The 11,365-nt window shown below is 72.3% G+C and carries 9 protein-coding genes; 5 read left to right on the top strand and 4 right to left on the bottom strand.

Annotated features, from left to right (window positions below; genetic code table 11):
- Positions 1-54 precede the first annotated feature (54 nt).
- Both ACBI99_RS09395 and ACBI99_RS09390 read left to right on the top strand, forming a co-directional pair.
- A complete protein-coding gene (locus ACBI99_RS09395) occupies positions 55-1,230 on the top strand; it encodes an FAD-dependent monooxygenase (protein WP_375072100.1) in 1,176 nt (391 codons plus the stop codon).
- Positions 1,231-1,436: 206 nt separating this feature from the next.
- Positions 1,437-3,551: an AAA family ATPase gene (locus ACBI99_RS09390; protein WP_219511615.1), complete on the top strand. Its 2,115-nt coding sequence runs from the start codon at positions 1,437-1,439 to the stop codon at positions 3,549-3,551.
- A gap of 50 nt (positions 3,552-3,601) precedes the next feature.
- Here ACBI99_RS09390 and ACBI99_RS09385 read toward each other — a convergent pair whose 3' ends face one another.
- Together ACBI99_RS09385 and ACBI99_RS09380 are read right to left on the bottom strand one after the other, a co-directional pair.
- Positions 3,602-4,603, bottom strand: coding sequence for a hypothetical protein (locus ACBI99_RS09385; protein ID WP_357587244.1), 1,002 nt, complete (start codon positions 4,601-4,603; stop codon positions 3,602-3,604).
- A gap of 70 nt (positions 4,604-4,673) precedes the next feature.
- Entirely contained in the window at positions 4,674-5,060 is a 387-nt protein-coding gene (locus ACBI99_RS09380) for an ankyrin repeat domain-containing protein (protein ID WP_219511611.1), read from the bottom strand.
- Positions 5,061-5,154: 94 nt separating this feature from the next.
- On the opposite strand from ACBI99_RS09380, the gene ACBI99_RS09375 reads away from it, so the two are divergent.
- Together ACBI99_RS09375 and ACBI99_RS09370 are read left to right on the top strand one after the other, a co-directional pair.
- The gene (locus tag ACBI99_RS09375) at positions 5,155-6,054 is read left to right on the top strand and encodes a proteasome assembly chaperone family protein (protein WP_375072099.1); all 900 of its coding nucleotides are present in this window, start codon (positions 5,155-5,157) and stop codon (positions 6,052-6,054) included.
- Entirely contained in the window at positions 6,047-7,093 is a 1,047-nt protein-coding gene (locus ACBI99_RS09370) for a Gfo/Idh/MocA family oxidoreductase (RefSeq protein ID WP_219511607.1), read from the top strand. Before ACBI99_RS09375 ends, ACBI99_RS09370 begins: the two co-directional genes overlap by 8 nt.
- A 24-nt stretch (positions 7,094-7,117) precedes the next feature.
- Here ACBI99_RS09370 and ACBI99_RS09365 read toward each other — a convergent pair whose 3' ends face one another.
- Positions 7,118-7,900, bottom strand: a complete 783-nt coding sequence (locus ACBI99_RS09365) for a tyrosine-protein phosphatase (RefSeq protein ID WP_308126076.1) — start codon at positions 7,898-7,900, stop codon at positions 7,118-7,120.
- Positions 7,901-7,973: 73 nt separating this feature from the next.
- Here ACBI99_RS09365 and ACBI99_RS09360 point away from each other — a divergent pair, with 73 nt between their 5' ends.
- Complete coding sequence (locus ACBI99_RS09360) at positions 7,974-8,849, top strand: hypothetical protein (protein WP_375072098.1); 876 nt, start codon at positions 7,974-7,976, stop codon at positions 8,847-8,849.
- On the opposite strand, the gene ACBI99_RS09355 is transcribed toward ACBI99_RS09360, so the two are convergent.
- Entirely contained in the window at positions 8,830-11,346 is a 2,517-nt protein-coding gene (locus ACBI99_RS09355) for a tetratricopeptide repeat protein (RefSeq protein WP_375072097.1), read from the bottom strand. The genes ACBI99_RS09360 and ACBI99_RS09355 overlap by 20 nt on opposite strands.
- Positions 11,347-11,365: the final 19 nt, after the last annotated feature.

Below are 11,365 nucleotides of genomic sequence, written 5' to 3'. Positions count from 1 at the left end.
GACTGTCAGCGGGGGCGCGGTGGGTTGTCAGCGGGGGCGCCCATGCTCGGTCTCATGGACACCGCTATGAAGAACACCTCGGTCCTCGTCTCCGGCGCGAGCGTCGCCGGCCCCTCGATCGCCTACTGGCTGCACCGGTACGGGTGCCGCGTCACCGTGGTGGAGAAGGCGCCCGCGCTGCGGCTGGGCGGGCAGGCGGTCGACTTCAAGGGCGCCGTGCACCGTACCGTGCTGGAGCGCATGGGCATCCTGGAGGAGGTGTACCGCCGCCGGACCGGCGGGTCGGACCAGGAGATCGTCGACGCGCGGGGCAGGCGGCTGGCCGTGATGCCGGGCGAGTTCACCGGCGGCGACGTGGAGATCCTGCGGGGCGACCTGGCGGAGCTGCTGTACGAGCGGACGCGGGAGGGCTGCGAGTACGTCTTCGGCGACTCGATCACGTCGCTGACGCAGTCGGCCGGGGGCGTGGACGTGACGTTCGAGCGGGCGGCGCCGCGGACGTTCGACCTGGTGGTGGGGGCGGACGGGATCCACTCGAACGTGCGGCGGCTGGCGTTCGGCCCGGAGGAGGAGTTCGTCCGCTTCCTGGGCCACTACTACGCGCTGGTGCAGCTCGACCTGGAGTCGGGCAGCCAGATGTACAACGAGCCGGGCAGGATGGCGGCGCTGGGCGGGCGGAAGGCGCCGAGCTTCTTCGTCTTCGCCTCCGAGCCGCTGGACTACGACCGTCATGACGTGGAGCAGCAGCGCCGCATCCTGATGGACGCCTACCGGGGCGCCGGGTGGCGGATCCCGGAGGTGCTGGACAGGCTGGCGGGGGTCGAGGACATCTACCTGGACTCGATCAGCCGGGTCGAGACGGACGAGTACGCCAGGGGCCGCGTGGTGCTGCTGGGCGACGCGGCGTACGGGAACACACTGGGCGGTTTCGGCAGCGGTCTGGCGCTCGTGGGCGCGTACGTGCTGGCGGGTGAGCTGGCGGCGGCGGACGGTGATCACCGGGCCGGGTTCGCGGCCTATCAGGAGGCGTTCCGCGGCTACGCCAAGGTGGCGCGGCAGGGGAACGCCGGGCCGTTCCTGGCGCCGGCGACGCCGGCGCGGATCAGGATGCGCAACTGGATGCTCCGCCGCAGGGTGATGATGCGGGCGATGCTCAAGGCCACGGACTGGTTCGCCACCGGCATCGAGCTGAAGGACTATGCCCAGTGCGGCGGCTTGTTGTCGAGGTAGAAGGCGTCGGGGTCGGTCTCGGGCCAGTCGCCCCAGCCGAGGTCGGTGTCGTCGGAGGTCTGCTCCGGGAGAGAATTCTGCACGGAATACATGCTACCGAGTGATACAAAGCCGACCCCGCGGGCGTTCCAGGCGCCGGGACACCCGGCGATCTCGGCGGTACGATGCCTAAGCAGGTTGTCGCCTATCCCCCCGAGAGGCTGCCCATGGCCACCCCGACAGGATGGCGGCGAGAAGGCAATCTGCCGGCGGAGCTCACCAGCTTCGTCGGCCGGACGCGCCTGCTCGCCAACCTCAAGCGGCACCTGGGCGAGTCCCGCCTGGTGACGGTCACGGGCATCGGCGGCGTGGGCAAGTCGCGCACGGTGCTGCGGCTGGCGCACCAGGTGCGCAACCATTATCCCGACGGTGTCTGGTTCGCCGATCTGGCCCGGTTGCAGGACGCGGGCATGGTCCGGCACACGATCGCGTCCGCGCTCGGCATCGCCGACCAGTCGTCGCGGGCGGAGTCGGAGACGCTGTCGGAGTGGGTGGGCACGCGCGACATGCTGCTCATCATCGACACGTGCGAGCATCTGGTGCAGGGCTGCGCGGAGCTGGTGCACGAGCTGCTGGAGGCGGCGCCCAACCTGAAGGTGCTGGCCACCAGCCGCCAGTCGCTGCACCTGCCGTACGAGCACGTGGTGCCGGTGCCGCCGCTGCAGGTGCCGGGCGACGACCCGGTGGAGAACCTGTTCACCAACGAGTCGGTGCAGCTGTTCGCGGCGCGGGCCGGGGCGGTGGTGCCCGATTTCGCGCTCGACGAGTACAACATCAACGCGGTGGCGGAGCTGTGCCGTCGTCTCGACGGCATCCCGCTGGCGATCGAGCTGGCGGCGGTGCGGCTGCGGGCGCTGTCGGTGGAGCAGATCCTGGCGCTGCTGGCCGACCGGTTCAGCCTGCTGGCGGGCGCGAGCCGGACGGCGCTGCCGCGGCATCAGACGCTGCGCGCGGCGATCGGGTGGAGTCACGAGCTGTGCGAGCCGGCCGAGCGGCTGCTGTGGGCGCGGCTGTCGGTGTTCGCCGGTGACTTCGAGCTGGAGGCGGCGCGTGCCGTCTGCTCCGACGAGCGGCTGCCGGAAGGCGACATCACCGACCTGGTCACGGGGCTGGTGGAGAAGTCGATCCTGATGATCAGCAGCAACCACGCCGGCGTCCGCTACAAGCTGATCGACACGCTGGCGGAGTATGGCGAGGAGTGGCTGGAGAAGCTCGGCCAGAAGCAGAACCTGCGCCACAAGCACCTGGCCTACTACCTGAGCCTGGCGCAGCGCAGCGAGGACGCCTGGTCGGGGCCGAGGCAGATCTACTGGTTCGTGCGCATGCGGCAGGAGCACGACAACGTCCGCCTCGCGCTGGAGCACGCGCTGCGCACGCCGGGGGAGACGATTCTGGCGCTGACGCTGCTGTCGTCGCTGTGGTTCATGTGGGTGTGCTGCGGTTTCGTCCGCGAGGGCCGCCTTTATCTGGAGCGGGCGCTGGAGGCCAACAAGGGCTTCAGCAAGGAGCGCTGCAAGGCGCTGTGGGTGCTGTCGTACGTGCGCAGCGCCCAGGGTGACAGCGTGGGCGCGCTGGAGGCGGCCGAGCGGTGCAGCACCGAGGCGGTGCGGGTCGGCGACTCCAGGGCGGTGATCCTGGCCTCGAAGATGCAGGGCACCGCCGCGCTGCTGCAGGACGACCTGCAGAAGGCGAGCGCGCTGCTGGGCGTGGCGATCGAGTTCAACACCGACAACAAGGAGCTCAACCCGGGCCTGCTGCCGGCGATCGTGGAGCTGTCGCTGGTGCTGTCGGCGCAGGGCGAGCTGTACGAGGCCGAGTCGCTGCTGAACGACTGCCTCCAGGTGTGCAAGGAGCGCGGCGAGCTGTGGGTGAGCTCCTACGCGCAGTGGGCGATGTCGCTGACCAAGCTGGGCAGCAACCGGCCGGGTGAGGCGCTGGACGCGGCCCGCGAGGGGCTGCGGATCAAGCGTCACTTCCACGACACGCTGGGCACGCTGCTGGTGCTGGAGACGACGGCGCGGATCTTCGCCGCGATGGGGCAGGAGCCGCTGGCGGCCCGGCTGCTGGGCGCGTTGCAGCAGAACTGGAAGACGGCGGGCCTGCCGATGCTGGGCGCGCCGTTCCTGACCGGTGACCACGATCAGTGCGTCAAGGAGTGCCAGAAGGCGATGGGCGAGCGGGACTATCAGGCGGCGTTCGAGGAGGGCGGGCGGCTGGACCTCGACGAGGCGTCCGCGCTCGCGCTCGGCGACCTGGACGCCTCGGAGGACGGCGTTGTCTGAGGGGGTCCGGGACCTGGACCGCGGGGTGTGACGATGGAGCCCGCGCTCACCTAGACGGCTTGCGGCCAGCGGGTGTCGGTGGGCCAGGCGTGCACGTAGCGGGCGCTGCCGAGGGAGAACTCGATGTGCCCGCGCACCCAGTGTTCGAGTCCGCGCACGTATCGGCGGACGGGCAGCGAGGCCCACTTGTCGAGCGCCGTGCGCCGCTCGACGAAGGCGGCGATGGCCGTGTTGTGCATCTTCGACACCTCTTCGAGCGCCTCCTGGAGGTTGAACGTCCGGTGCGTGGCCAGCACCGTGACGAGGTTGTGCCGGGCCTTGTCGTTGCCCCGTTCCTTGGCGTACGAGAGCAGGTCGTTGTCCCAGCCGATGAGGTCGCAGGCCAGGTCGGAGAGCATGCGCACGTCGGGGTGGTGCCATTCTTCGGCTTCGAGCCTGTAGCCGCCGCCGACGTCGATGAGCGCGAAGCAGGTGAAGGTGGCCCCGGTGATGCGGCGCATGAGCACGTAGTCCTCGGGGGTGGGGATGAGGTCGACCTCCCGGTTGGCGGCCTCCCAGATCTGGGCGAACAGGTATTCCTTCACGGTGGTGCGCCACCGGTCGACCTGGGCGGGGGTGCCGGACTCGGCGATGCGGTCGAGGAGTTCGCGCAGGGTGACGCCGAACGGGTCGCCGCCGTCGGGTTCGCGGCGCCGGTCGAGGATCTCCAGGAGGGGCGGGAGGGCGCGGGCGAGCGCGGAGGCGCGGTGCCCCATCAGTTCGCCTTCGCAGAACGCGTCGTCGAAGGCGAACAGCCAGTTGTACCAGTCGTTGATCAGTCGGAGCGCGTCGCGGGGCACTAAGGGGTTGGTCCGCGCGGCGAGCATGCCGATCTTGGAGCGCCGGAAGTGCTCGAGGGTCTCGGCTCCGGGCAGCAGGTGTGAGGCGGCCAGCCAGCTATGGCTCTCGGCGTCGACCTCGGCGGCGTGCTCGTTTATCTCATTGGGGAACGGGCAGGGCAGCGGAGGGATCTGGAGTGGTCGCCTACTGAAGGAATGCGCAGAATTAGCCACTCATCCAGCATGACGATGGACCGTTCGAAAGGCCATACTCTCCTGATTCGTACATATTTCATATTATGAACTACTTTGCCCCAAACCATTCCAAAAACTCGTCGTGTGCGAACATCCTGGCCGTGTCGACGGCCGACGGGTTCCCGGCGGCCGGGTCGGCCCCGCCGTCGAGCAGCGCCCTGACCACGGCCGGCTCCTTCTTGAACACCGCGCCCGCGAGCGGCGTCTGGCCGCGGTCGTTGGCCCGCCCCGGATCGGCTCCCTGCTCGATGAGCATGCTCACGGTGGCCGCGTGCCCGTGATAGGCCGCGAGCATCAGCAAACTGTCACCTTTGCCATTGGTGAGATCGGCCGGGACTCCGGCCTCCACGTACGCGCGCAGCGCGTCGGTGTCACCGCTCCTGGCCAGGCCGAACATCCTGGTGGCGAACTCTTCGAGCTCCGGGTCCCCGTCCATGAGCCCATTGTGCCTCGATAGGGTTCCGATCACGGAATCGTTCCGGCTCGCCGTGGGTTCTGGAGATGAGTACCTAAGGAAAGGCTGACCAGACGTGTTCGACCCGACGGATCTCTACAAGCTCGCAGACGATGTCCCCGAGCTGACCGATCCGGTGTTGCTGTACCACTTCGACGGTTTCGTCGACGCCGGCGCCGCCGGGCGCCTGGCGTTGGGCCACCTGCTGGCCGAGCTGGAGCACCGGGTCGTGGCGACGTTCGACGTGGACCGGTTGCTCGACTACCGCTCGCGCCGGCCGATCATGACGTTCGACACCGACAGATGGGTGGAGGTGGAGAGCCCCGAGCTGGCCCTGTACGCGGCCGAGGACACCACCGGCACCCCGTTCCTGCTGATGAGCGGCCCGGAGCCGGACCGGGAGTGGGAGCTGTTCACCCGCGCGGTCGCCACCCTGGTCGAGCGCCTGGGCGTGAGCCGGATGGTCACGCTGCACGGCATCCCGATGGCGGTGCCGCACACCCGGCCGCTCGGCATCACCATGCACGCCAGCCGCCCCGAGCTGATCGGCCCGCAGACCAGCGCGTTCGGCCGGGTGCAGGTGCCGGGCAGCGTGGCGGCGCTGCTGGAGTTCCGCCTCGGCGCCGAGGGCCGCGACGCGGTCGGCTACGCCGTGCACGTGCCGCACTACCTGTCGCAGGCCGAATACCCGACCGCCGCCGTCACCGGGCTGGAGGCGGTCACCCGCAACACCGGGCTGGTCTTCCCGATGGACGGCCTGCGCGAGGCGGCCCAGCGCACGACGTCGGAGATCGAGGAGCAGATCGGCGCGTCGGCCGAGCTGTCCAGCGCGATCACCGGGCTGGAGCAGCAGTACGACGCGTTCGCGGCCGGCTCCGAGCGGGAGAACCTGATCGCCGACGCCACCCCGATGCCCACGGGCGACGAGCTCGCCGCCCAGTTCGAGCGGTTCCTGGCGGAGCGCGACGATGAGTGAGCAGCCGGTCCGGGTGGGCCTCGTCGGCTACGGGACCGCGGGGGCGTTCTTCCACGCGCCGCTGATCCACGCGACCGGCGGGCTGCGGCTGGCCGCCGTGGTGACGCGCGACCCGGAGCGGCAGGCCGAGGTGGCCGCGCGCTACGGCGCCGAGGGAGTCGGCGACGTGGACCTGCTGTGGGATCGCTGCGACCTGGTCGTGGTGGCCTCCCCCAACCGCACCCACGCGAGCCTGGCCACCGAGGCGCTGCGCCACGGCAGGGCGGTGGTCGTCGACAAGCCGTTCGCCCGCACCGCCGAGGAGGCGGAGCCGGTCGTGCGGCTGGCCGCCGAGCGCGGGCTGCCGCTGACCGTGTTCCAGAACCGTCGGTGGGACGGCGACTTCCTGACCGTGCGCCGGCTGGCCGGTGACGGGGAGCTGGGCGAGGTGCTGCGGCTGGAGTCGCGCTTCGAGCGCTGGCGGCCGGCGCCCAAGGGCGGCTGGCGCGAGTCGGGCGGCCCCGGCGAGGCCGGCGGCCTGCTGTACGACCTGGGCAGCCACCTGGTCGACCAGGCGATCCAGCTGCTCGGCCCGGTCCGGTCGGTTTACTGCGAGAGCGACGTGCGGCGCGAGGGCGTCGGCGCGGACGACGACACGTTCGTGGCGCTGACGCACGCGGGCGGCGCCCGCTCCCACCTGTGGGCGAGCTCGCTGGCCGCCCAGCTCGGGCCGCGCTTCCGGGTGCTGGGCTCCAAGGCCGCCTACGTCAAGCACGGCCTGGACGTCCAGGAGGAGCGGCTGCGGGCGGGGCGCTCGCCCGGCGAGGCGGGGTTCGGCGACGAGCCCGAGGACCGGTGGGGAGTCCTCGGGGCCGGCGACGAGCTGCGCGCGGTGCCGACCGAGGCCGGCGACTACCTCGGCTTCTACCGCGGCGTCGAGCGGGCGCTGCGCACGGGCGCGCCCGTGCCGGTGCGCCCCGAGAGCGCGGTCGAGGCGCTGACCGTGATCGAGGCCGCCCGCCGGTCGGCCGAGGAGTCGGCCGTCATCAGCCTCGGCTGACCGCTCGCCCGTGGCCTCGGCCGATCACTCGCGCAGGCGGGCCCGCATCGTGGCGGTGTCGTCCGGCGTCCAGCCGTGCCGGGCCAGCCAGCCCTGCGGCCCGCCGAAGCGGTCGTCGAGCACCGCGAGGAACTGCTGGATGTAGCGCGGACGCGGCATGTGGTCGTCGGCCGGGCGCGAGTCGAGGTCGTCGCGGTAGGTGGAGCTGCCGCGCAGCCGCCGCAGGACGGCCTCCAGCCGCTCGCCGGTGGCCGCGTAGTCCGCCACGATGGCCTCGCGGGTCACGCCCGCGATCTCCAGCGCCAGCGCCGACAGCACGCCGGTGCGATCCTTTCCGGCCGCGCAGTGCACCACGGCCGCGCCGTCGGCCAGCGCCATCGCGCGCAGCGCCGCCACGACGGCGTCGGGCCGGTCGCGCAGGTAGCCGTAGTAGAAGCCGGTGACGCGCAGCTCCTCGTCGATCTGCCGCTCGTGCCAGGGCAGCACGCGCTCGGCGTCGATGGTGTCGGCCTCGACGTCGGTGTGCCGCCCGCCCTCGGCGAACAGCGTCAGGTGGTGGTGGGTCACCTCGGGCACCGCGGTGAGCGGGCCGGGGCCCTCAAGGGCGACCTCGGCCGTGGAGCGCAGGTCCACGACGTGCCGGAGCTTCAGGTCGCCGACCAGGCGGGAGACGTCGGCGGGGGTGAGCGCCTGAAGGTTGTCGGAGCGCAGGATCCGGCCGTAGCGGGTGACGCCGCCGTCCCGGGTGGGCAGCCCGCCCAGGTCCCGGACGTTGACCGCGCCTTCCAGATCGATCCATCTCGTCATCGCGTTCATCACGTTGACCCTATATGTCCGGCAAAACTGAGCGGATTCGGTCTCCATAACGCAGCATGAACGTATGGATCCGCGCTCCCTGCCCCCACGGATGGTGATCGATCCATCGCTGCCCCCGGACATCTCGGCCGAACTGCGCTCCAGCCCTCAGGTGCTCCGCATGGCCAGGACCGGCCGGCGGATGGAGCCCTCCCACTCTTCGACCTGGCTGTTCGTCGTGCCGGGCGCACTGCTGTTCATCTGGCTGGCGACCGGCAGCGTGGCCGGCGTGGCGATGACGGCGGTGGGCCTGAGCCTGATCGCGATGCTGCGGTGGATGGCGGTCGACGCCACCAACCGCGCCGCCAGGCGGCGTCTCCGGCTCGCCTACGAGTACGCCGGCCACTACGTGCTGCCCGAGGACCTCGACCACCCCTGCCAGGTGCTGCTGCGCCGGGCGCAGGCGGCGGCCGACGCGATCCTCGGCTCACAGGTGCACCGGGCCGGACTGATCGACACGACCGACAACCGCGTCACGCTCCCGGAGGAGCTGTGGCAGATCAGCCGGCGGCTGGCCAAGCTGTCGGCCATGCACGCCGAGCACGGCCGGCTGGTCCCCCGCGACCTGCCCTCCGGTCTGGAGGACGCGTTCAAGCCCTACAGCTCGGCGCTCGACGCCGCCTGGACGTCCCTGTGCAGACGGGTGCGCAACCTGGAGAAGTACGCCAAGCAGGTGGTCAAGGCCGACCGGGTCTTCCACGCGCACCAGCGGCTGGAGGCGCTGGCCGCGCGCACCCCGGAGTACCAGCAGCTCGTGGCCGAGACCGTGCGCGACGACCTGGCCCGCGCGCACATCAAGGAGCTGTCCGACCAGGCCACGCAGGTGCGCAGGCTGTTCGAGCAGAGCATCCACGAGGCCAGGCAGGCGGCCGGCGAGCTGCTCAGGTCTCCGCTCGTCTGAGCAGCTCCAGCGTCCTGCTCATGCCCGCCTCGTTGCCCAGGCTGCGGTAGAGGTCCCTGGCCTGGCGCAACGGCGGCACCGCCGGGGCGCGCCCGCCGTTGTCCAGGTGCGCCTCGCCCAGGTAGCGCAGGCTGAGCGCCATCCACCAGCGGTCGCCCAGCTCCTCGAACGCGCCCACGGCCCGGCGCAGCTCGTGCTCGGCCTCCGCCATCCGGCCCAGCCGGCCGAGCGCCCGGCCAATGGAGGCGGCGGTGCGGGCCACCCCCCAGGAGTCGCCGAGCACCGCCAGCATCTCCTCGGCCCGCCGGGCCAGCTCCAGCTCGCGCGGGCCGTTGGCCGGGTCGCCGACCTCGCCCGCGGCGCGCAGGCAGCGGGCCTCCTCCCACAGCTCGCCGCGCTGCCGGAACATCTCGGCCGCCCGGTCCAGGCTGTGGCCTGCCCGGGCGAAGCTGTCCTGCGCGGCCCGGTGCTCACCGGCCCGGCGCAGGCCGCGCGCCTGGGCGGCCAGCACCTCGCCGTAGACGCGCAGCGTCTGCGCCTCCGAGTAGCGGTTGCCCGCCCGCTCGAAGACCTCCAGCGAGTCCTCCAGCAGCCGCCTGGCCTCCTCCGGCCGCCGTTCGGCCAGCCGCAGCTCGGCCAGGTTGCGCTGGGTGCGCGCCATCCACCAGAAGTCCTCCTCGCCCCTGAACGCGGTGATCGCGCCGATGAGATGCTCCTGCGCCCGGTCGAGGTGGCCGTCGCTGAACAGCGTCATGCCGATGGCCCGCATCGCCCTGGCCGCCCACCACGGCTCGCCGAGCTCGGTGAAGACCTCCAGCGCCCACTCGGCGTCCGCGCGGCCCCGCTCCTGCCCGCCCTGACCACCCTGTACGGCGGCGCGGTCGAGCATGGAGATCGCCTGGGCGCGCCGGTCGCCGGCCCGCCCGGCGGCCTCGCAGCCGAGGTCGGCCACCGTGTGCCAGTCGGCCCAGTAGGCGCGCAGCGAGTGACACAGCGAGCAGAACGCCCTGGCCAGCCCCCAGGTGAGCTCCCACATCTCCAGCTGCCTGGCCAGCGTGATCATCGACATGAGCGTGAGCCGCTCGGCGTTGAGCCAGTCGCCGGCGTGGATCTGCCCCTCCGTGCTGGAGCGGCGGCCGCCCTTGCTCCAGTCCTGCGGCCACCGGTCCTGCGCGGCCTCCTCGGCACGGCGGCGGTAGCCGTGCAGCACCCGCTCGATGGCGTCGCCGCGCCGCTCGGGGTCGTCCTCGCCGGCCAGCTCGGCGGCGAACAGCGCGACGAGGTCGTGCAGCCGGTAGCGCAGCGCGCCGGTGGCGTCGGTGCCGGAGCACTCGGCGAGCTGGGCGTCGATGAGCGCCTCGAGCTGGTCGGCGCCGTCGAGCCCGGAGACGTCGAGCAGCTCCCCCGCGACCCAGGCGGGCACGTCGGGCGCGGGCAGCGCGCTGAGCAGCCGCAGCAGCCGGCGCTGCACGCCCGTGCAGTCGTCGTAGCTGAGCTGGACTGAGGCGCGCACGCTCTTGTCCACGGTGGGCGCGAGTTCGAGCTGGTCGAGGCGGCGGCGCTCGTCGTGCAGCCGGTCGGCCATCTGGCGCAGCGTCCACTGCTCGCGGGTGGCGAGCCGGCCGCCGCAGATGGTGACGGCCAGCGGCAGGTGGTCGCACTGGCGGACGATGCGCCGGGCCGACTCCAGGTCGTCGCTCACCCGGGCGCCGCCGGCCAGCCGGGCCAGCAGCTCCACGCCCTGCGCCTCGCTGAACACGCCGAGCCGCGTGTCGTGGGTGCCGTTCAGGAACAGCGGCTGGCGGGAGGTGACCAGCACCGCGCAGCCGCGCTCGGCCGGGATCAGCGCCTTGACCTGCTCGGCGTCGTGCGCGTTGTCCAGGCCGATGAGGATGCGGCGGCCCTTGGTCCAGGTCAGCCAGAGCTTGCGCAGCTCCTCCAGGCCGCCGGGGTCGATGGTGAGCCGGACGCCGAGCGCGCGCAGGAACCCGGTCAGCACCTCCTCGGGCCGTACCGGGGCGTCGACGCCGCCGCGCAGGTCGGCGTAGAGGCGGCCGTCGGGGAACCAGGCGGCGACCTCGTCCCCGAAGCGGGTCATGAGGGCCGACTTGCCGACGCCGCCGCGCCCGTACAGGGAGACCACGAGCGGCGGGGAGCCGGCGGCGGACCGGCGGCGGGCGGCGAAGACCTCGCGCAGCTCGGCGAGGCTCTCGGCGCGGCCGGTGAAGTGCTCGGGGACGGGCGGCCACTGGTCGGGCGGGCGTGAGGACGGCTCGGCGGGGACGCCGCGCCGGGGCCGGCTCTCGGTGGTGGCCCAGGTGGCCAGGCCGACCAGGAGCGCGGCGGCGGCGGTGACCCCGACCTTGGCCAGGGGCGGGATCTCCCATTCGAGGGCCGCCGCGAGGATGCTGGCCGCGGCGGCCGCGACGCCGGCGGCGACGGGCGCGGCCACCCCGAGCCTGCGCCGGCGCTGCGGCTTGTCCAACTCAGCTGTCACGTACGTGACCCCCCTTCCG

The organism is Nonomuraea sp. ATR24 (genome assembly GCF_041950485.1).
Classification (GTDB): domain Bacteria; phylum Actinomycetota; class Actinomycetes; order Streptosporangiales; family Streptosporangiaceae; genus Nonomuraea; species Nonomuraea ceibae.
This window is presented reverse-complemented; position numbering and strand designations above follow the sequence as displayed.

Coding starts and splice junctions, on each gene's coding strand:
- ACBI99_RS09395 (WP_375072100.1), top strand. CDS start 55: ATGGACACCGCTATGAAGAACACCTCGGTCCTCGTCTCCGGCGCGAGC.
- ACBI99_RS09390 (WP_219511615.1), top strand. CDS start 1,437: ATGGCCACCCCGACAGGATGGCGGCGAGAAGGCAATCTGCCGGCGGAG.
- ACBI99_RS09380 (WP_219511611.1), bottom strand. CDS start 5,060: ATGGACGGGGACCCGGAGCTCGAAGAGTTCGCCACCAGGATGTTCGGC.
- ACBI99_RS09370 (WP_219511607.1), top strand. CDS start 6,047: ATGAGTGAGCAGCCGGTCCGGGTGGGCCTCGTCGGCTACGGGACCGCG.
- ACBI99_RS09365 (WP_308126076.1), bottom strand. CDS start 7,900: ATGACGAGATGGATCGATCTGGAAGGCGCGGTCAACGTCCGGGACCTG.
- ACBI99_RS09360 (WP_375072098.1), top strand. CDS start 7,974: ATGGATCCGCGCTCCCTGCCCCCACGGATGGTGATCGATCCATCGCTG.